The following is a 20,229-nucleotide window of genomic DNA, read 5'->3' as shown; positions in this document are numbered from 1 at the left end:
AAATGTCAAAAAAACTTATTAGTATCATAGTGTCATGCGCTCTCGTTCTTTCACTTGCTCTTGTAGGTGTAATCGGCGTTTCCGCAGCTATTGATACAGACGGTCGTTATGTCCCAAGTGAGGGCGTAAAAGAAACACACAAAGTTTACTTCCTTATGCCTGAGTCATGGAAGAGTGTAAAGTACAATGCTAATGATGCAGGTGCATACTGGTGGAACGGTTCAGATCCATGCGGCTCTCTTGACGGTACGTCAGTAGGTCCTGCTTGGCCGGGTTATAAGATGCAGGTTGAAAATGCTGAAAATAACATCTTCTATCTTGACCTTCCTACAGATGTTCCTAATCTTGATTTCAACAACTACCTTAACGGCGGTCAAAGGACAGAAGATGCCGCAACAGGTAAAGTAACTTACGAGTTTACTGAGGAACAGTTTAAGGCTGCTAAGCAGACTGCCGATGTTTCTTGTCAGTACTATTCGGAAGGCGACAATGAATATTATGACAGTTTGCTTGACGGCGAATTCTGGGCAAAGGCTCAGGAAGCATTTGACGGTGATGACAAGACATTCCTCGGTAAATTTGCTGACAACTTCTTTGAGGATCCTGACTGGGGTATCTCAATGTACCTCACCAACATGATTTATGTTATAGACCCTACCAACACTTCTGTAAGCGTAACAGGTAAGGAAACATATGCCGGTGAGTTCTACTTCTACTATGGTCTTAACGAAGAAACAGGCAAGTACGAGTACGGTTCACTTCCTAACTATGATATGGCTAAGGAAGCAGGTCTTGTTCAGACAGTAGATAAGAATGCTACACCTGATCAGGCTGCAACAACAGCTCCATCAAGTGACAAGAAAGATGACAACAAGACAGATTCTACAAAGAACACAGTTCCTACTGCAGGTCAGAACCCAACATCTTCTGCAAACGCAGTTTCAACTGCTGACACAGCAAATAGCACAGACAACAGCGCAGTTCAGACAGGTGCTACAACAGCAGCTGCAGTTCTCGCAGTTCTCCTCGTTGCAGGCGGTGCAGTTCTTTACACACGCAAGAGATTTGAATAATCTTAAATAATTATACATAATTATTTGATGCCCTCCGCTTTGGAGGGCATTTTTGCTTTTATTGCAGGAAAAATTTGCAGTTGTTTGTACTGCCTTTGTTCGGATAAGGCCTAATAAAGATATTTTATAAAACAGTACAGTGATTTTTGGTGATTATTACAATAGGTTTCAGACGCCAAAATGCCCTGTAACACTTGATTTTTTCTGAGTTTTATACTATAATAGTCATGCTGATACAAGTATGGTGTCGGAAAATCATAAGGAGGAAATACAAATGTCCAAAAAAGTTATCAGTCTTTTATTGGCTGTTATGCTCACAGCGGCAATGATAGTGGTTGCTGCAATAAGCGTTTCTGCTGATACGGACGATGAAGGCAGTTATGTGCCTTCTGAGGGCACTGAAACCTACCATATATATTTCTGTAAGCCTGATGACTGGGAAAACAAATATACATCTGATGCAGGTGTTTATTGGGAAAACGGTTCGGATACTCCTTCAGCGTGGCCGGGTTATTCAGCTCGCAATGCTGATATCAAAAATGTTTACTGTTCTGATGTACCGACCGATGTTGATAAAGTAATCTGGAACAACGCTCTTAAAGGTACAGACGATCCGACAAATCCTGAATATAAACTTGCTTATCGAACAACCGATATTAATTTTAAGGGTTATAATAAAGGCGAGTCTGATTATTATCCCAACGGTGTTGAAAGCTTTGACAATATGATTTATATTATCAATCCTGAATTTACTTCCGAGAACGATAAGGATGAATTGATTTTTACCGGTGAGTGGTTCTACTACTACGGTAACGGTGAATACGGCAATGCTCCTAAAAAGGCAGACCTCAAGGCCGGCGATTATTACGGCAAAGACGGTGTGTTCCCGACAGAGTACAATCCATCGGACGAGGAAACAACAGCCGAATCAACGACAGAGGTTGTAACAGAATCGGAAACAACCGAGTCTGCAACTGATGCCCCCGCTGCAACAGAGGGTACAACATCACCTGCTGAATCTTCACTTGCTCTTACAGTAAATGCAACATCAAATTACTTCCCAATGGCAAGTGCAAAGTATAATGCAGTTACAAATCAGGTAACGGTTACATATAATATGCAGTCTCCAAAGAATGTGCTTGACACGCAGTGGCACATTTCTTATGACCCTTCAATCCTTTCGGTTGCTGATGTGAATACTGCTAAGTCGGTTTGCCCGACAATGGACGGCAGAGGTGTATATGTAAACTTCAAGAATAAGTCGGAAGGCGTTGGTTATGTAAAATTCGGTGCAAGTAATCTCGGTCTTTATGACTTTAGCGAAAAGACGCTTTTTGCAACAGTTGTTTTTGATGTTAAAGACATTTCAAAGGTTGCACCGGTTTCGACGACGGTTGACCTTGTTGTTGAGGTGCTTCGTGTTTCGGAAGTAAATCCGGACACAGAAATGACTGACGGTTCAAAAGAAGTTATTCTTGTTGATAAAGAAGTAGTTAAGAAAGCTCCTGTTGCTGCGGCAGTAAAAAATGATCTTTCAACTGAGCTTACTCCTTCAACCTATGCAGAACCGACAACAGCCGAGCCTTCAACCGCAGAGTCATCTACTGAGGCTACTAAGGCTACAGAGAAAACGCAGGAATCAACTAAGGATACAATTGCTCCTGTAACTTCACAGGATGCAACATCTGTAACACAGCCTGTAACAAAGAAAATCAGCTCAACATCCGACACTCCGGATACATCTGATAACGGCGGCAATAACAATGCAAATGCTGCTGTTCAGACAGGTGAAGCTCCTCTGGCTGTTGTAATTCTTACACTTCTCATCGGCTCAACTTGTGTAATGTTCGTTCTTCGTAAGAAAGAAGAAATCCTTTAACGGCTGATAAAGACTAATAATTAAGAGGGCTGACCAAACAAAGGTCAGCCCTCTTTCTGTGCTGTGATTGAGGCTTAAAATTCTGATAAAAATACAAAAAACAGCTCCACCGTAAATAGTGGAGCTGTTTCGTAATCTGTAAAATCAGTTAGCTCTGGTAACCTTACCTGAACGCAAACAACGGGTGCAAGCATATACACGCTTTGGTGAACCGTCAACAATAGCCTTAACACGCTGTACGTTGGGCTTCCATGTTCTGTTTGATCTTCTGTGTGAGTGAGATACCTTAATACCGAACTTTACATCCTTACCGCAGAATTCACATTTTGCCATGCGTCTGCACCTCCTTAAAGAAAACTAATTCTATTTCTAACTTTGTTATAATAACAGAAAATGAGAGAAAATGCAAGTGTTTTTTGAAAATTTCTTAACTTGTTTTTTGCTCTTGTAATTTTTGACGATATATTATATAATTAAGAATAAATATAGTTACACGATTGTTACCTAAAAATTCAGATTTCAGGAGGCTCTTATGCTCTCATTATTACTTAACGGCATCAGAAACGGCAACCTTGATTTCGGCTCGGTAATTGCCGAAATATTGGCTGTACTCGTTATTATATTTTTAATTCTCCCGTTCCATGAATGGGCGCACGCTTTTACTGCGTCACTTCTCGGTGATAAGGCGGTAAAGGGCAGAGGCAGACTTTCGATTAATCCGCTCAGCCACATTGACCCTATGGGTGCTTTGTGTATGCTTTTGTTCGGATTCGGTTGGGCAAAGCCTGTTCCGATTGATCCGAGAAATTTTAAAAATCCAAAGGTCGGTATGGCAATCACCGCTATTATGGGTCCGATTGCAAATATCGTTGCGGCTTTTGTCGGACTCCTCATTTACTATCCGATTATCCTTTTTACAGGTGCATTTCCGCTTTCGACAATCGGAGGATATGTTGTTCAATTCTTGAGCTTCTACATTTCGTGCAATGTCGGACTTGCTGTGTTCAACCTTATCCCGATTCCGCCTCTTGACGGCTCAAAGGTTTTGTTCGTATTTTTACCCGACAAGGCTGTTGAATTCTTTTACAGATATCAGATGTATTTCTTCATCGGTCTTTTTGTTCTCCTTTATGTAGGAGTTCTCAACACACCGATTAACTGGCTCAGCAATCAGATTCTTGACTTCATCAGCTGGCTTGCAAGCCTGCCGTATATGCCGTTTGTCGGTTGATTTCAAAATTATTCGCAACATCAAATCATAACTGAAACTTATTTATGGAAACACAACAACTTCAATATAAGCTGTCGGCATTTGAAGGCCCTCTTGACCTTTTGCTGACGCTGATTTCTAAAAACAAAATAGATATTTACGACATCAGCATTTCCGAATTGCTCGATCAGTACATGGAGCAGATTAATATGATGCAGGAAAATCAGATGGATATCGCATCGGAATTTCTGACAATGGCGTCAAGGCTTGTTTATATCAAGTCTGTAATGCTCCTGCCAAAATATGAGGAAGAGGCTGAAGAACTCAAGAAAGAACTTTCGGGACAGCTTCTTGAATATGCCGTTTGCCGTGAAATGGCGGCTAAACTCGGCGATATTTATGACTTTGACAGCTTTTACAGAGATGCATCTCCTGTTGAATTTGACCTGACATATAACCGAATTCATCCTAGTGAGGATATCGCAAAGGCATATGTCAGCGCAGTCGGACGGGGCAAGCGTAAGCTTCCACCGTCAAAAGACGCATTTTCGGGCATTGTGTCGCATAAAATCGTGTCGGTAAACAGTAAGATTATCCATCTTATGAGAAGGCTCTGGCACGGCAAAAGGCTTGAATATCACGAAATTTTTGAGGTGTGCGAGGGCAAAAGCGACCTTGTTGCAACATTTCTTGCAACGCTGGAGCTGGTAAAGGGCAAGCGTATCAGAATTGAGGGCAGCGGTGAAAATGCCGTTGTTCATATGATTGAGGATAAAAACGCAATGCCTTTGCCACAGGTTGACGAGGACGAAAACAATGAAAATGAGGAGGTGCAGTAATGGCTGTTGAAAATATTCGTGGTGCGATTGAGGCGATTTTGTTCGCAAACGGTGCTTCGGTTGAATTTTCCCGAATAGCGCAGGCACTTGAAATTTCCGAAAAAAAGGTTAAAGAGCATATTTCTGCACTGATTGATGATTATGAGGCGTCAGGACGGGGCATAACTATAGTATTGCTTGACAATTCCTGTCAGATGGTTTCAAAAAAGGAATTTGCTCCGCAGATTCGCACCGTTATGGATTTGAGAAGAAACACTCCGCTTTCACAGGCGGCTCTTGAGGTTCTTGCAGTTGTTGCGTACAATCAGCCTGTTACAAAGGCTTTTGTCGAGCAGGTGCGTGGTGTTGACTGCAGTGGTGTAATCGGCAGTTTGACAACAAAGGGACTTGTTGAAGAAAAGGGCAGACTTGAGCTACCCGGCAGACCGTTGCTTTACGGCACAACCGAAAACTTTTTGCGTTGCTTTAACATTTCAAGTCTTGACGAACTTCCTCCGCTCCCCGAGAGTGATGAGGACAAGGAGTCCGAAGAAAACGGTGAAGAACAGGAAAAGACTGAAAACGGCAATGAGCAGATTGATTTGCTTGCCGATCAGCCTGTTGACAGGCAGTAAAATTTAGGGGGAATTCCCTTTGCTTTGGCTATATATCCTACTCGGAATTGTGCTGTTTATTGCGCTTGTGATGTTTATTCCGATTACTTTGCGTGCATCATATAAAGAGGAGTTTTGGTGCGCCGTGTATATCGGATTTGTAAAGCTTCAGCTTGTGCCGGCAAAACCCAAAAAGGAAAAGAAGAAGAAAAAAGCAAAAAAACAAACTCAGAAAACCGAACAACCTAAAAAAGCGACAGAAAAAAAGCCGAGCCTTATAAAAAAATACGGTATTGAGTGGCTTTTGAACCTGATAAAAAAAGTTGCAGAGCTTGCAGTATCTGCATTGCAGGATTTTTTCAGCCACATACTGGTTAAAAAATTGTCGCTGAGTATCAGCGTTGCAGGTGACGATGCGGCTGACACGGCTATAAAATACGGCAAATACTGTGCTGTTGTTTATCCGGCAGTAGGCACAATTGTCCGTGTTGTAAAATGCAAAGGCTACGGAGTTGACATAAATCCGAATTTTTCGGAAAAAGCAGAAACAGAAATTAACTTTGACTTTGCCGCAAGAATTTTCGCATTCCGACTTATCGGTCTTGCCGTTAAGCACGGAATCAAGGGGATTAAACTTCTTGCAGAAGTTAAAAATGATTGATATAAATATTGTTGAAAAAGGAGAATGGCTATGGAACATCCTATCGGCAGTTTAATGGATACCACAATGGAAAAAATCAAGGAAATGATTGATGTCAATACTATTATCGGCGAGCCTATAACTTCGCCTGACGGCACACTTATCATTCCTGTTTCAAAGGTAAGCTACGGCTTTGCGGCAGGCGGTTCGGATCTGCCTACCAAAAAGGAAAACAAAGACTGCTTTGGCGGCGGCAGCGGTGCAGGTGTGACAATTCAGCCTGTTGCATTTCTTACCGTTTATCAGGGCGATGTAAGACTTGTTTCCGTTGACAGGGAAGAAGGCACAGCCGACAAGCTCGTTAATATGATTCCCGATGTTCTCAAAAAGGTAAAGGGAGTTTTCAAAAAGGATAAGAGCGAATCCGCAGACGATTTTTCCGAAATTACACAGGACGATATTGACGGCTGATTCGTAATATTGCAACACCCCTCGGCATAGATTTATGCAGGGGGTGTCCTTATGAAAAAAATAATCTCGCTTGCGGTGTGCTTTGTTATGCCGTTTGTGCTTATGGGTGCTAAAAATGCGGAGGATACTCCTCCCACAACTTCTGCACAGGCATTTGTCCTTTATTGTCCCGATAACAACACGGTTATCTGTTCCAAAAATGCAGATGAAAAAATGAAGCCTGCGAGCACCACAAAGATTATGACATCTCTCATAACGCTTGAGGAGGCGGCATCCTGTAACAGCGAAGTAACCTTCAAACAGGAAATGGTTGCCGAGGGCAGTTCGATGTATCTTAAAGTCGGTGAAAAAGTCCGACTTTCGGACCTTGCGTCAGGAATGATGATGGCGTCGGGCAATGATGCGGCGAATGCGGCGGCATATACGATTTCGGGCAGTCCCGAAAAGTTTTCACAACGAATGAATGAAAAGGCAAAGCAAATCGGTATGACGAATACCAATTTTGTAACGCCGAGCGGACTTGACGATGACAACCATTACTCAAGTGCAAAGGATATGGCTCTGCTTATGTCATATGCACTTGAAAATGACGATTTTGCAAATCTTACGGCTAAGAAGAGCGTGACCGTTGAATTTCTTGAACCGAAATCAAAGAAAACCGCATATGCAAATCATAACAGGCTTTTGTCGCTTTATCCCTACTGTACAGGCGGAAAAACAGGCTACACAACGGTGGCAGGGCGGTGCCTTGTTTCCTCTGCAAAAAAAGACGGTGTAACGCTTGTGTGCGTCACTCTGAATGACCGCAACGATTGGAATGACCATATTTCTCTTTATGATTACGCTTTTGAAAAGTACAGGGGAGTTGACTGCAAGGACGCTGACTTTTGTGCCGATATTCCGTGCGTGGGCGGTGATAAGGACAGCGTAACGGTTACAGGTGAGAAGAACAACACAATCGTTTTAAAGCGTGAGGACTGCGATAAAATCAAGAAAAAAATATTCATAGACAGCTTTTTGTATGCTCCGATTGAAAAGAACGAATCGGTCGGCAGAATTGAATACACACTCGGCGGAAAGCTGCTTTATAAATGCAACATTGTTGCAGGCGAAAAGATTAAATCGGATAAAAAGAGTGTGTCAATATTTTCGGCAATAGGAAATCTGTTTTCGTGACAGCTTAAATATACAGAAAATTTTAATAAAAAGGAATTTACATATGGCTAAAATTGAACCTATAAGACTTCAGAAATTCATAGCGCAATGCGGTATTGCGTCAAGGCGAAAGGCCGAGGAGCTTATTCTCGGCGGTCATGTCAAGGTGAACGGCAAAACCGCAATTCTCGGCGATAAGGTTCTTCCTACAGACAAGGTGTTTGTAAGAGGCAAGAGGATTGTTGTGCCGAAGGGCGGTAATTACCGATATATTATGCTCAACAAGCCCCGTGGATTCATTACCACAATGAATGATGAGCGTGGCAGAAAGTGTGTTGCACAGCTTGTTGAGAATGTCGGCGAGCGAGTTTATCCGATAGGCAGACTTGACAAAGACAGCGAGGGTATGCTTGTTTTTACAAATGACGGTGACTTTGCAAACAAGGTTATGCACCCGAAAAACAATGTTTATAAGATTTACAGAGTAACCGTTCGACCGTCAATTGACGAGGATCAGCTTGTAAAGCTTGAAACAGGCGTTGAGCTTGACGGCAGGAAAACCGCTCCTGCATATGTCCATGTAATTCACAAGGAGCAGGGCAGAGTAGTTCTTGAAATGATTCTTCACGAGGGTAAGAACCGTGAAATCAGAAGAATGTGCGAGGCTGTCGGGCTTGAGGTTGCAAGACTCAAACGCACCCAGATCGGCGGTGTAAAAATGGGTATGCTCAAACAGGGCGACTGGAGAGATTTGACCGAACAAGAGGTTAAAAAACTGCTTGCAAACCCGTTTTTAAACGGCAAACAGCTTTAATTTTCCGTTTTTGAAAAATACTTCCGAAACGGTCAATAAAACTATTCGTTAATTCGACAATAAATTTACGGTTTTGGTGTAATAACTATTAAATGTGTTCAAAATTGAAATAGTACAGCGTGTTTTTCTTGTACTTTTGAAGATTATAGAGTATAATGTATTGTGTAGAAAATTAGTATGCACGCTCAGTTTTCGTGCATATTCAATACATGGTATTGGAGGATTTTAAGATGAGTATTGAAAAGATCAATCAGGCAAAGGCTGAAATTGCCGCAACTTCCGCTTATAAGACAATTACGGCGTTTTTTGATGCAGACAGCTTTTGTGAAATTGATGCCTTTGCAAAATCCGGTGAAGGTTTTGCCGAGGTTGTTGCAGGCTTTGGAACAGTAGAAGGTATGCCTGTTTATGCGTTTGCACAGAACAGCGACATTTGCGGCGGTGCCATGAGTAAGGCACAGGCTGCCAAGCTTAAAAAGCTGTATGGTCTTGCACTCAAGACAGGCGCTCCTGTTGTAGGTTTCTATGACAGCGTTGGCGGCAGACTTAATCAGGGCACAGAGCTTCTCGCAGGTTGTGGTGATGTTCTCAATGCGGCTGCGTCACTTTCCGGTGTTGTACCGCAGATCTCGGTTGTTCTCGGCACTTGCCTCGGAACAAACGCTCTTAACGCCGCAAGCGCAGACATCGTTATCATGAGCAAAGACGCACAGCTTTCACTTTCGGTAACAGGCAAGCATTCCGATGCCGCTTACAATGCTGAAAACGGTATTGCCTCAATCGTTTGTGACGACGCAGACAAGGCAATCAAGGCTGCAAAGGAACTTATCCTTTATCTTCCGTCAAATAACCTCACAATGGCTCCTCAGTCATTTGAAGAAGCTCCGGCAGAGGACGGTTGCGGTTGTGTAGTCAGCAGAACTGTTGACGGCAACAGCATTGTAAAGCTCTTCAATGATTACGGCAAGGAAGCAAATGTTCGTTTTGCAAGACTCGGCGGTCAGGTTGTAGGTATTGTTGTTACAAAGGGCAAGGAGCTTGGTTGCAAGTCTGCAAACAAGGTAGCAAAGTTTGTTCGTTTCTGCGACGCTTTCTCACTCCCTGTTGTAACATTCGTAAACTGCCCGGGCTTTGAGTCAATCAAGTCGGCAACAAAGGCGTCAGCCGCTTATGCTGAGGCAACAACAGTTAAGATTTCTGTTGTTACAGGCAAGGCAATCGGCTCAGGCTATGTTGCTCTTGCAGGCACAGGCGCTAATGCAGATGTTGTTTACGCACTTCCCGATGCAGTTATTTCACCTGTTAATGTTGAGGCTGCCGCATTCATTATGGCTCCCGAAGTTATGAATGTTGCCACAGATAAGCAGGCTGAGGTTGCTCAGAAGTTTGCTGACGAGAATCTTTCTGCTTACAATGCCGCTCAGAACGGCTATGTTGACGGTATTGTTGAAGAAGCTCAGCTCCGTCAGACTCTTATTTCTGCTCTTGATATGCTCTCGGGCAAGCGTGTTTCAACACTTTCAAAGAAGCATTCAACTATCTGATAAATGATTACTTGTTAAAATAAAAGGGGATACTAAAAATGAAGAATTTAAGAATTACAGTTAACGGCACAGCATATGATGTTCAGGTTGAAGAACTCGGTGGCTCTTCAGCTCCCGCAGCAGCCGCTCCTGCTCCGGCAGCCGCTCCCGCTCCTGCAGCAAAGCCGGCAGCTCCCGCAGGCGCTCAGGGTTCTGTTGTTATAAAGGCTCCTATGCCCGGTACAGTTGTTAATGTTGTTGTTTCGGCAGGACAGGCTGTTAAGGCCGGAGATGACCTCGTATTCATCGAGGCTATGAAGATGGAAACTCCCGTTAAGGCTCCGCAGGACGGCACAGTTGCAACAGTTGATGTTGCAAAGGGTGAGTCTGTTGACTCAGGTAAGGTTCTCGTAACACTTAACTAATCAATAATTCGGAGAAAGGGATGCTGTAAAATGGCAAAAAAAATCAGAGTTACCGAAACTGCTCTGCGTGACGCTCATCAGTCACTCATTGCAACAAGAATGACAACAGAGGAAATGCTCCCTGTTCTTGACAAACTCGATAAAATCGGTTATTACTCACTCGAATGCTGGGGTGGCGCAACATATGACTCATGCCTCAGATTCTTAAACGAAGATCCGTGGGACAGACTCCGCACAATCAGAGAGCATTGCCCTAACACAAAGCTCCAGATGCTTTTCAGAGGACAGAATATGCTCGGTTATCGTCACTATGCCGATGACTGCGTTGAGTACCTTGTTCAGCGTTCAATCGCAAACGGTATTGACATTATCCGTATTTTTGATGCTCTTAACGACATCAAGAATCTTAAAACAGCTATCAAGGCCGCTAACAAAGAAGGCGGTCATGCACAGGTTGCTATCAGCTACACAACAGGTCCTGTATTCACAGATGAATACTATGTTGAGTATGCTAAGAGAATTGCAGACGCAGGTGCAGATTCAATCTGTATCAAGGATATGGCTGCTCTTCTTACTCCGACAAGAACCGAAAGCCTTGTAAAGGCTATCAAAGCCGCTGTTCCGGAGCTTCCGCTTCAGCTCCACACCCACTACACATCAGGTCTTGCATCAATGTGTCTTTTAAAGGGTGTTGAGGCAGGTGCCGACGGCATTGACACAGCAATCAGCCCACTCGCTCTCGGTACATCACACGCACCTACAGAGTCAATGGTTGCCGCTCTTTCAGGCACAGAGTTCGACACAGGTCTTGACCTTAAACAGTTCTCTGACATCCGTGCTTACTTCATGACTCTCCGTGAGAAGTACATCAAGTCAGGACTTCTTGATCCTAAGATGCTCGCAACAGACGCTAACGCTCTTATCTATCAGGTTCCCGGCGGTATGCTTTCCAACCTTCTTTCACAGCTCAAGCAGGCAGGTAAAGAAGACAAGCTTGACGAAGTTCTTGCAGAAGTACCCCGTGTTCGTAAGGATTCAGGTTATCCTCCGCTTGTTACTCCGACATCACAGATTGTCGGCACACAGGCTGTATTCAATGTAATCACAGGCAAGCGCTACTCAATGTGCACAAACGAGTTCAAGGGACTTGTTGCAGGTGAGTACGGTACAACTCCAATGCCGATTGATCCTGCGTTTCAGAAGAAGATTATCGGTGACAAGAAGATTATCAAAGGCCGTCCTGCAGATCAGCTTGAGCCTGAGCTTGATAAGCTCCGTGGCGAGATTGAGCAGTGGATTGAACAGCCTGAGGATGTTCTTTCTTATGCACAGTTCCCGAAGGTTGCCCTCGACTTCTTTGAAAAGAGAAGAAATGCCAAGGTTGGCATCAACGGCGACAAGCTTGACAAGAAAAATATGGTTCACCCTGTTTGATTTGACAACTAAAATTAACATTTATGCCACTTTCACTATGAAAGTGGCATTTTCATTTGAGCAGAATTATTTTTGCTAAATTTTTAGCAACTATATTGCATTACATATATTTTAGCGGTATAATGATGTAAATTGAATATCTGTTGCATATACCATTATTACTGATAGAATAAATAAAAGGTGAGGAAATAAAAATGAAAAAATTTTTTAACAGCATTGATAGCATTTGTAATGTGCTTTTCGGTTGTAACAACAGCTTTTGCGGCAACACCTGACGAAGCATCTGAGTCAAACATTGTTTCAGAAATCAGACAAGCAATGATAGATACATATAACGATGGTAAAGAGCCGGAGTATCTTAGCATTGAAATTGTTGGTTCAACGAGTGATGGCGGAGTGTGTTTTAGATATAGTTTTGGCGGTGGTATTGATGTAATTGTTGAAGAAACAATTGGTGACTATACTTATAGTTACAACCATGGCGATGATGTTATGCTTTATAAAAATGGCAATGTTTACTCAATTAAAGAGGCTTACGAAAGCGGAGTTATTGATGATAGTATTCTTGAAGAATTGTCAAAAATGAATTTTGGTTTGGAATCTAATAAACCGAATACAACTGTTCCTACTGAGCCTACAACTACGGTTGCAACAGTTGACGAACCTGTAACAGTACCCGATACAACTTCCACAACTTCGGCAACTAAGCCTGTTTCAACAAGCGACACAGCTACAAATGACACACCGAACAATTCACAGAACAACAGCTGTGCTGTACAGACAGGACAGAACAGCGGTGCTGTACAAACAGGACAGAACAGCGTTGCTGTAATTCTTCTTGTTGCAATGCTTGCAGGTTGTGCAGTAATTTTTGCAAAACGCAGAAATCATTTTGAGTAATTTACAAATTAAATAATCCCTATAAAAGCCGTTCTCGTTATTGAGAGCGGTTTTTTGCTATTTTTTTGCTATTTTAAATATTTTGAAATATAAAACAAATGAAAAAGTGTATTGAAAAGTATTGTTTTTTTAACAATTTAATGTTACAATTAACTTGCATAAAAATTTAGCGAAAGCTTTTAATAATGCGTAGAATTTGAACAAAGCGAGGGATAGATATGAAAAAGTTTTTACCTATAGCTATGGCGGCGGTAATGTCGATGTCTGCGGTTGCGGTTTCGGCAGTTTCTGCAAATGCGGTTGAACCGCTTAACACACCCGTGCAGTATGCACAGGTTGCAAGGGCAAGCTTGGCAACTCCGAAAATTTCAAAAGCCGAAAGCGTTTACGGTGGTGTAAAGCTTACATGGAACAAAGTGAACGGTGCGGCTAAGTACAGAGTTTACTACAAGGGTCGTAAAGGTTGGACACGAATGGTCGATACAACTTCAACATCATATATCGACAAGGATGTTTCATCGGGCAGGAATTACACCTATACTGTAAGATGTATTTCTGCTGACGGAAAGAGCTTTACAAGCGGTTATGATTCAAAGGGGACAACTGTAAAATATATTGCCGCCCCCGAAATTTCAAAGCTTGAAAGCGTAAACGGCGGTGTAAAAATTTCTTGGGGCAAAGTAAGCGGTGCAACTAAATACAGAGTTTACTACAAGGGCAGTAAAGGTTGGACAAAAATGGTTGATACAACTTCAACCTCATATATCGACAAGGATGTTTCATCCGGCAGAAATTACACTTATACGGTTAGATGTATTACATCAGACGCAAGGAAATTTACAAGCGGTTATAACCCGACAGGCAAGTCGGTAAAGTATGTTGCCACACCGAAAATTTCAAAACTTGAGGTTACATATGACGGCGTAAAGCTGACATGGAACAAGGTTGCAGGTGCAGAAAAATACCGTGTGTACTACAAGGACAGAAACGGTTGGACAAAGCTTGCCGACACAACAGGCACGACTATGCTTGATATGAATGTTGTTTCAAAGGAATTTGATTTAAGCATTGATGATATTTATTACACGGTTCGTTGTATCAGCAAGGATGCCAAGAGTTTTACAAGCGGCTACGATTCAAAGGGTACGCCTATTGGCAATCACCAGGATTGTCCCGAAATTTACAGCATTGGTGCAGTAAACAACGGTGTTGAAATGCATTGGACGGGAGATGCGCCAAAGTTCCGTGTTTATATTAAAGAAAACGGTTCTTGGAAGAGGATAGCAGAAACTTATGACAACTATTATGTTCACAAGGGTGCAAAGTCCGGCAGTAACACTTATACGGTAAGAGGTGTTTCAAAAGACGGTAAAAAGTTTACTACGATGTTTAACCCAACCGGTGTAACATACAGATATAAGACATCCGATAAAACAAGGGACGCTTATATCAACTATATGATGAATCATACCGATGAATGGATGCCAAGCTTGGGAAGTAATCACAATTTGTCAGGTGTTATGTTTTTGGATTTCGACTTTGACGGAGTTCCGGAGCTTGTTGCACAAAAGGCTGATTCCAATGAGTATAGTTTCCATTCCGTTGTTTACAAATTTGAAGACGGTAAGTTAAAAAGAGTGGGAAATGTTAACGACGGTTTTGCGATATACTATAATAAAACTGCCAAAAAGTATGAGGTTCACGACCTAAAGATATCTTTAAATGTAGATGACGGTTACTATTGGTCGGGTAATTCAGTAATCACATACGACGGAGAGAATCTTTTTGCAAATATGTATTCGGCAAGAGGTGTAGGCGAAGAATCAAATGATAATATTTATTATAGATATTTTGACGGTAATGACAAAAATATTTCACGGGCAAAATATAACGAAATTAACCTTAAACAGTTTAATAATTGCGTGAATGCACATATGTTTACCCAATTTATTGCGACAGGTTATGGTGATGCCAGCGTATGGGGTGAGAACACTACCGCTGAGAATAAGCAGTCTTTGCTTGACGCTTATAATTCTTTCTCCTATGAGAAGTATTGATTATTTAAAAATTAATAAGTTTTAACTGCAAAAGGGTTCAGCCGTAAAAAGCTGAACCCTTTTATTGCACAACAAAAAACGGTTCAGCCAAATTGACTGAACCGTTAATCTGTACTATGTTAAGCTTGGGAACAAGTAGTTGTAAATTATCACAAACTACCTACACGAACTACGAGCGAGGTACTCGCAAAAAGGGTAGCTTGAAAATTATAACTATGTTAAGCTCGGGAATAAGTAGTTGTAAATTATCACAAACTACCTACACGAACTGCGGGCGAGGTACTCGCAAAAAGGGTAGCTTGAAAATCAAGCTACCCTAAATTCGTACTATGTAATGCTCGGGTGACAGAAATTTGAATATATCAAACTAACTTCACGAACTACGAGCGAGGTACTCGCATTAGTTGTTGATGAGCTTATCTTCGTCAGACCAGCTGTAGAGCTTTCTAACTTCCTTACCGAATACTTCGGCAGGAGCTTCGGCAGCGAGCTTTCTCATAGCCTTGAAGTGAACCTGTGAACCGGCATCGCTCATGTCAAGGAGGAAGTCCTTAGCAAATGTACCGTCCTGAATGTCAGAAAGAACCTTTCTCATAGCCTTCTTAGTATCCTCTGTGATGATCTTTGGACCTGTGATGTAGTCACCGTACTCAGCTGTGTTAGAGATTGAATATCTCATGCCTGCAAAACCTGACTGATAGATAAGGTCAACGATGAGCTTCATCTCATGGATACACTCAAAGTAAGCATTTCTTGGGTCGTAACCGGCATCGCAAAGTGTTTCAAAACCTGCCTGCATAAGTGCGCAAACACCGCCGCAAAGAACAGCCTGCTCACCGAAGAGGTCTGTTTCTGTTTCTGTTCTGAATGTTGTTTCAAGAACGCCGGCTCTTGCACCGCCGATACCGAGTGCATATGCAAGTGCGAGATCCTTAGCCTGACCTGTAGCATCCTGCTCAACTGCAACGAGGCAAGGTACACCCTTACCAACCTGATACTCTGAACGAACTGTGTGACCCGGTCCCTTAGGAGCTACCATTGTAACATCAACATCCTTTGGAGGCTTGATGCAACCGAAGTGAATGTTAAAGCCGTGAGCGAACATAAGCATATTGCCTGCTTCGAGGTTTGGCTCGATGTCGTTCTTATAAAGAGCTGCCTGCTTTTCATCGTTGATAAGAATCATGATGATGTCAGCCTGCTTTGCAGCCTCTGCCGATGTATATACCTTAAAGCCCTGTGCCTCAGCCTTTGCCCAGCTCTTGCTGCCTTTGTAAAGACCGATGATTACATCGCAACCTGAATCCTTGAGGTTGAGAGCGTGTGCATGACCCTGGCTGCCGTAACCGATAATAGCAATTTTCTTACCCTTGAGAAGGTCAAGGTTGCAATCTGACTGATAGTAGATTGGTGCTGTCATGTTTTTTGTGTAGTCTTTCATATTAAAGTCCTCCTTACCGCAAACGCGGCATATAAATTAAAATATATGCTAACTGTAAGATTAAACGGAAACCGAAGCTGTGCCTCTGTCAATGGCAACAGTACCTGTTCTTACAATCTCACGGATACCATAAGGCTTGAGTAAGTCAACAAGCGTGTTGACGCGGCTTGCACATTCGCAGTACTCAACGGTAACTGACGAAGGGGATACATCAACGATTTTCGCCTGCATAATTTCAACCGTTTTGACAATTTCGGCTCTTTTTGAGGCGGCGCAGTGAACCTTGATTAAAACAAGCTCACGGCTGATAAATTCGCCCTCGTTAAGCCTTTTTACCTTAATAACGGGAATGAGCTTGTTGAGCTGTTTTTCAAGCTGTTCAACAATGTACTCGTCACCGTTTGCAACGATTGTGATTCGGGAAACCGACGGGTCCTGAGTAACACCTACTGCAAGTGAGTCGATGTTAAAACCTCGGCGAGAGAAAAGTCCCGAAATTTTTGAAAGAACGCCCGCCTGATTTTCAACAAGTATTGATAATGTATACTGCATTTTATCACCTCATTAAATTGACGGAGTGTCGGGGTGAACATCGCAAACAAGAATGAACGGTTTTTCCGAATCAACAATACCCTTGATGATGTTTTCGGCTTCCTTGTTTGAATGAGCCTCTGCATGGTCAATGCCGTAAGCATCGGCAATCTTCAAGAAGTCGGGATCACCGTTGAGAATTGTTGCGGAGTGTCTGCCGCCGTAGTGTTTGTCCTGAAGTTCACGAACCATTCCGAGTCGTGCGTTTTTCATAATGATGATTTTAATTCCGAGCTGATTGCCTGCAATAGTCGCAAGCTCATTAAGCCCCATCTGAAAACTGCCATCACCGCAGATTACAATAACATCACGGTCGGGTCTTGCAAACTTTGCACCGATTGCAGCGGGAATTGAGTAACCCATTGTACCCATACCGCCTGTTGTGAGGAATCTGCCCTCACGAATACGGAAGTTGTTTGCACACCAGATTTGATTTTGTCCTACATCGGCAACGAGAATTGCCTTTGAGCGGAACATTGCACTGAGATGTCCGACAAGTGTTCTCGGCTCAACAAAGCCGTCAAAAACGGGAGGCTCACGGTAAAGGTCTTTTTTCCAGGTCTTTACGGTTTCGCTCCACATTGTTGTAACCTTGTAATCGCCGATGCTGTCAAGCAGCATATTGATGACATTTTTCATATCGCCTACAATCGGAATTTCTGTTTTAACATTCTTACCGATTTCAGCAGGGTCAATGTCAATGTGAATTACCTTTGTGTTTTCACTCATCTGGTCGGGAGCCGCAACAGCTCTGTCACCGAGTCTTGCACCGCATACGATTACAAGGTCGGCTTCGTGAAGAGCACGGTTGGCAACAGCCTTGCCGTGAGTGCCGAGCATTCCGAGATAAAGCTCATGCTCGCTGGGCATAACACCGATGCCCATCATAGTTGAAATAACGGGGATACCCGTAGTTTCTGCAAATTTTTGAAGTTTAAGTTTGATACCAGAACTCAGCACGCCGCCGCCTGATACGATAACAGGACGCTTGCTTGCGTTGATGGCCTCAACAGCCTTTTTAACCTGAATTGCGTGTCCCTTAGTGTTCGGCTTGTAACCGATAATGTTTACGCTTTCGGGATATTCAAAACTTTCAATTTCATTTTCCTGAATATCAACGGGAATGTCGATAAGTACAGGACCGGGTCTGCCGGTTGAGGCAATATGGAAAGCCTCTTTGAAAACTCTCGGAAGGTCTTCTGTTTTGCTGACGAGATAACTGTGCTTTACAAACGGTTCACAAGCTCCCGTGATGTCAGCTTCCTGAAAGACATCTCTGCCGAGAAGGTCGGAACGAACCTGACCTGTAATGGCAACAATCGGAATAGAGTCCGTATAGGCGGTTGCAATGCCTGTGATGAGGTTGGTTGCACCGGGACCGGAAGTTGCCACGCAAACACCGGGACGATTACTGCATCTTGCATAGCCGCTTGCCGCATGAGCAGCGTTCTGTTCCTGACGAACAAGAATGTGGGTAATGCTCGAGTCGTAAACTTTATCGTAAAATGGGCAAATAGCCGCACCGGGATAACCAAAGACTATGTCAACGCCCTCGGCTTCCAAACATTTTACCATAATTTCAGCACCGCTGATCATTATGTTTTGTCCCTCCTATCCTTTTTATTGTGAGCAAAAGGTGTTTTGTAACATTAAATATACCTTTTTACTTTACCGCTAATTATACAATAAATACCTTAAAAAGTAAAGAGCAGTATTGCCCATAAATTAAATTTTTTGCAGGATTTTGACAGATAATTTGCAAAATGAATTTTAATTGATTTTTACCGCCTGTTTACTGAAAATTTAAGTCGCTTAATTTTGTAAAGTATATTCTTGAATTAAGGTCACTTTTTTTGTCTGCATTATCAGGGGACATCATTATCATCAAATTATCTTTTCCTATCCGTGATATACCGCCTATAGTGTACCCTTTTTCTTCAATATTAAATTTTGTTTCTTTCATTGTTTTGTTGGTTGTATCAAAAAGATATATGTAGTTATTTTCTGAACTTGATTCCGCCCTCTTATACAATAAATTTGTATCACTGTCATCTTCAGATGCGGATACTATTGAAAAAGTATCATCTACATCTTCTGATATGTCGGATTTTTTCAGCTTATCGCTGTCTATATATCCTATACATCTTGTTATGCTGAAATTTTGATAGAATAGATAATTGTTTTTAAAATCAAAAACCTGTACGCCCTGAATTAATTCGTTTGAATCATCTGAAATGTTGGATATATCATAGCTTTTGAGAAAATTCATATCATAGTCATAAGTTTCTATTTTTAAAGAAGCTTCGTTCTGTGAAATGCAATCCAAAACCAAAAGAGAGATTGTTTTTGTACTTTTGTCAATTGAAACTTTTCTTATAGTTTCCCCGATACTGTTTTTATCATCAAACTCTAAATATTTTAATTGCTTGAATTTTTGAGTTTCGGTATCATACAGTTCCAAAGAAGTACCGTTGTCTAGCACTTTTGTGATTATGACAAGATTGTCTGCTCCTGTAACAGTGTCATATGGAAATCCGCCTTTGTCAGAAAATACAGTCGTCATTTTGTTTTTATTAAGGTCGATATCAATAAATTCAAGAGTTCTGTTTTCTTCGTCTGTAATGTCGCCCGTGCTTGTCGTAAAGCAAAGGTGATTATTTACATAAGCTTTATCGTGAATTTGCATAGACCAGTTTTTTATTGAACCAAGTTTTACACTGTTTTTTTTATCTAAATAATATCTGTAGTATTCCATTTCATTTGGAGAGTCTTTATTGATTTTTGAATATATGAAGCCGTTATCAATTTGTTTAAATAAGCCGTAAAGATTTAAAGTATCCACCTTTTTGCCGTTATTGTAAATTTCAAAATCATGATTTAATTCTGTTGTTTCAATATCTGAATCAAGAGATAAATCATCTGTATTCGTTACGGTTGTTTGTTCAGTGGAATTATTGCTTGATGAAGAAGTGTTACATCCATATAATGAAAGTAAAAATAAAGCGGTTACTAATAATAAAAATATCTTTTTCAAATTCATCTCTCCGAAGTTTATTTATCAGTTACAAGCGCTGACAAAAACATTATAATTTATATAATTATAAAAGTCAATGATTTTAAAATACTATAATATAAGATTATGTTTAGAAAAATTTTGGCAAATGAAAGCACCGTGAAACTTGTG

19 protein-coding genes are annotated in these 20,229 nt (G+C 41.9%); 14 read left to right on the top strand and 5 right to left on the bottom strand.

The genetic code is table 11. The annotated features are described in order from the left end of the window. Positions 1-2: 2 nt before the first annotated feature. Both AC2HW8_RS01030 and AC2HW8_RS01025 read left to right on the top strand, forming a co-directional pair. Positions 3-1,073, top strand: coding sequence for a hypothetical protein (locus tag AC2HW8_RS01030; protein ID WP_484327027.1), 1,071 nt, complete (start codon positions 3-5; stop codon positions 1,071-1,073). Between the two features lie 274 nt (positions 1,074-1,347). Then, positions 1,348-2,952 carry a hypothetical protein gene (locus AC2HW8_RS01025; protein WP_484327026.1) on the top strand — a complete coding sequence of 535 codons (1,605 nt, stop codon included), beginning with the start codon at positions 1,348-1,350 and terminating at the stop codon, positions 2,950-2,952. Positions 2,953-3,096: 144 nt separating this feature from the next. Here the strand turns inward: AC2HW8_RS01025 and rpmB are convergent, their stop codons facing one another. Then, complete coding sequence (gene rpmB, locus AC2HW8_RS01020) at positions 3,097-3,285, bottom strand: 50S ribosomal protein L28 (protein WP_015523414.1); 189 nt, start codon at positions 3,283-3,285, stop codon at positions 3,097-3,099. A gap of 199 nt (positions 3,286-3,484) precedes the next feature. On the opposite strand from rpmB, the gene AC2HW8_RS01015 reads away from it, so the two are divergent. The 12 genes from AC2HW8_RS01015 to AC2HW8_RS00960 all read left to right on the top strand — a co-directional run bounded on the left by AC2HW8_RS01015 (position 3,485) and on the right by AC2HW8_RS00960 (position 15,013). Further along, positions 3,485-4,183 carry a site-2 protease family protein gene (locus tag AC2HW8_RS01015; protein WP_117951038.1) on the top strand — a complete coding sequence of 233 codons (699 nt, stop codon included), beginning with the start codon at positions 3,485-3,487 and terminating at the stop codon, positions 4,181-4,183. A gap of 44 nt (positions 4,184-4,227) precedes the next feature. Continuing rightward, entirely contained in the window at positions 4,228-5,001 is a 774-nt protein-coding gene (locus AC2HW8_RS01010) for a segregation and condensation protein A (protein WP_015523416.1), read from the top strand. After that, on the top strand, positions 5,001-5,615 hold the full coding sequence (scpB, locus tag AC2HW8_RS01005) for an SMC-Scp complex subunit ScpB (protein WP_296641496.1): 615 nt from the start codon (positions 5,001-5,003) through the stop codon (positions 5,613-5,615). Before AC2HW8_RS01010 ends, scpB begins: the two co-directional genes overlap by 1 nt. A gap of 19 nt (positions 5,616-5,634) precedes the next feature. Continuing rightward, positions 5,635-6,255: a DUF2953 domain-containing protein gene (locus AC2HW8_RS01000; RefSeq protein ID WP_046433342.1), complete on the top strand. Its 621-nt coding sequence runs from the start codon at positions 5,635-5,637 to the stop codon at positions 6,253-6,255. Positions 6,256-6,285: 30 nt separating this feature from the next. Next, entirely contained in the window at positions 6,286-6,705 is a 420-nt protein-coding gene (ytfJ, locus tag AC2HW8_RS00995; protein WP_015523418.1) for a GerW family sporulation protein, read from the top strand. Between the two features lie 51 nt (positions 6,706-6,756). After that, complete coding sequence (locus tag AC2HW8_RS00990) at positions 6,757-7,881, top strand: D-alanyl-D-alanine carboxypeptidase family protein (protein WP_484327025.1); 1,125 nt, start codon at positions 6,757-6,759, stop codon at positions 7,879-7,881. 43 nt (positions 7,882-7,924) lie between these two features. Further along, positions 7,925-8,674, top strand: a complete 750-nt coding sequence (locus tag AC2HW8_RS00985; protein ID WP_015523420.1) for a pseudouridine synthase — start codon at positions 7,925-7,927, stop codon at positions 8,672-8,674. Between the two features lie 230 nt (positions 8,675-8,904). Then, the gene (locus AC2HW8_RS00980) at positions 8,905-10,218 is read left to right on the top strand and encodes a carboxyl transferase domain-containing protein (RefSeq protein ID WP_021883776.1); all 1,314 of its coding nucleotides are present in this window, start codon (positions 8,905-8,907) and stop codon (positions 10,216-10,218) included. Between the two features lie 38 nt (positions 10,219-10,256). Further along, on the top strand, positions 10,257-10,622 hold the full coding sequence (locus AC2HW8_RS00975) for a DUF2118 domain-containing protein (protein WP_303667659.1): 366 nt from the start codon (positions 10,257-10,259) through the stop codon (positions 10,620-10,622). A gap of 30 nt (positions 10,623-10,652) precedes the next feature. Further along, positions 10,653-12,056 (top strand): oxaloacetate decarboxylase subunit alpha, encoded by a 1,404-nt coding sequence (locus AC2HW8_RS00970; protein WP_303663791.1) that lies wholly within the window; start codon positions 10,653-10,655, stop codon positions 12,054-12,056. 231 nt (positions 12,057-12,287) lie between these two features. Continuing rightward, entirely contained in the window at positions 12,288-12,956 is a 669-nt protein-coding gene (locus AC2HW8_RS00965; protein ID WP_484327024.1) for a hypothetical protein, read from the top strand. A 218-nt stretch (positions 12,957-13,174) separates the two neighbouring features. Next, a complete protein-coding gene (locus tag AC2HW8_RS00960; protein ID WP_484327023.1) occupies positions 13,175-15,013 on the top strand; it encodes a hypothetical protein in 1,839 nt (612 codons plus the stop codon). Between the two features lie 400 nt (positions 15,014-15,413). Here AC2HW8_RS00960 and ilvC read toward each other — a convergent pair whose 3' ends face one another. The 4 genes from ilvC to AC2HW8_RS00940 all read right to left on the bottom strand — a co-directional run bounded on the left by ilvC (position 15,414) and on the right by AC2HW8_RS00940 (position 20,079). Then, on the bottom strand, positions 15,414-16,433 hold the full coding sequence (ilvC, locus tag AC2HW8_RS00955) for a ketol-acid reductoisomerase (protein WP_117966319.1): 1,020 nt from the start codon (positions 16,431-16,433) through the stop codon (positions 15,414-15,416). Between the two features lie 81 nt (positions 16,434-16,514). Then, entirely contained in the window at positions 16,515-17,006 is a 492-nt protein-coding gene (gene ilvN / locus AC2HW8_RS00950; RefSeq protein ID WP_046432400.1) for an acetolactate synthase small subunit, read from the bottom strand. A 12-nt stretch (positions 17,007-17,018) separates the two neighbouring features. Continuing rightward, positions 17,019-18,641, bottom strand: a complete 1,623-nt coding sequence (ilvB, locus tag AC2HW8_RS00945; RefSeq protein WP_117951032.1) for a biosynthetic-type acetolactate synthase large subunit — start codon at positions 18,639-18,641, stop codon at positions 17,019-17,021. A 196-nt stretch (positions 18,642-18,837) separates the two neighbouring features. After that, entirely contained in the window at positions 18,838-20,079 is a 1,242-nt protein-coding gene (locus tag AC2HW8_RS00940) for a hypothetical protein (RefSeq protein ID WP_484327022.1), read from the bottom strand. Between the last annotated feature and the right edge of the window lie 150 nt (positions 20,080-20,229).

Source organism: Ruminococcoides sp. (assembly GCF_057037865.1).
Note: the sequence above shows the minus strand (reverse complement) of the source record. Positions and strands in the feature narration are given on the sequence as shown.

Coding starts and splice junctions, on each gene's coding strand:
- AC2HW8_RS01030 (WP_484327027.1), top strand. CDS start 3: ATGTCAAAAAAACTTATTAGTATCATAGTGTCATGCGCTCTCGTTCTT.
- AC2HW8_RS01025 (WP_484327026.1), top strand. CDS start 1,348: ATGTCCAAAAAAGTTATCAGTCTTTTATTGGCTGTTATGCTCACAGCG.
- rpmB (WP_015523414.1), bottom strand. CDS start 3,285: ATGGCAAAATGTGAATTCTGCGGTAAGGATGTAAAGTTCGGTATTAAG.
- AC2HW8_RS01015 (WP_117951038.1), top strand. CDS start 3,485: ATGCTCTCATTATTACTTAACGGCATCAGAAACGGCAACCTTGATTTC.
- AC2HW8_RS01010 (WP_015523416.1), top strand. CDS start 4,228: ATGGAAACACAACAACTTCAATATAAGCTGTCGGCATTTGAAGGCCCT.
- scpB (WP_296641496.1), top strand. CDS start 5,001: ATGGCTGTTGAAAATATTCGTGGTGCGATTGAGGCGATTTTGTTCGCA.
- ytfJ (WP_015523418.1), top strand. CDS start 6,286: ATGGAACATCCTATCGGCAGTTTAATGGATACCACAATGGAAAAAATC.
- AC2HW8_RS00990 (WP_484327025.1), top strand. CDS start 6,757: ATGAAAAAAATAATCTCGCTTGCGGTGTGCTTTGTTATGCCGTTTGTG.
- AC2HW8_RS00985 (WP_015523420.1), top strand. CDS start 7,925: ATGGCTAAAATTGAACCTATAAGACTTCAGAAATTCATAGCGCAATGC.
- AC2HW8_RS00980 (WP_021883776.1), top strand. CDS start 8,905: ATGAGTATTGAAAAGATCAATCAGGCAAAGGCTGAAATTGCCGCAACT.
- AC2HW8_RS00975 (WP_303667659.1), top strand. CDS start 10,257: ATGAAGAATTTAAGAATTACAGTTAACGGCACAGCATATGATGTTCAG.
- AC2HW8_RS00970 (WP_303663791.1), top strand. CDS start 10,653: ATGGCAAAAAAAATCAGAGTTACCGAAACTGCTCTGCGTGACGCTCAT.
- AC2HW8_RS00965 (WP_484327024.1), top strand. CDS start 12,288: ATGTGCTTTTCGGTTGTAACAACAGCTTTTGCGGCAACACCTGACGAA.
- AC2HW8_RS00960 (WP_484327023.1), top strand. CDS start 13,175: ATGAAAAAGTTTTTACCTATAGCTATGGCGGCGGTAATGTCGATGTCT.
- ilvC (WP_117966319.1), bottom strand. CDS start 16,433: ATGACAGCACCAATCTACTATCAGTCAGATTGCAACCTTGACCTTCTC.
- ilvN (WP_046432400.1), bottom strand. CDS start 17,006: ATGCAGTATACATTATCAATACTTGTTGAAAATCAGGCGGGCGTTCTT.
- ilvB (WP_117951032.1), bottom strand. CDS start 18,641: ATGATCAGCGGTGCTGAAATTATGGTAAAATGTTTGGAAGCCGAGGGC.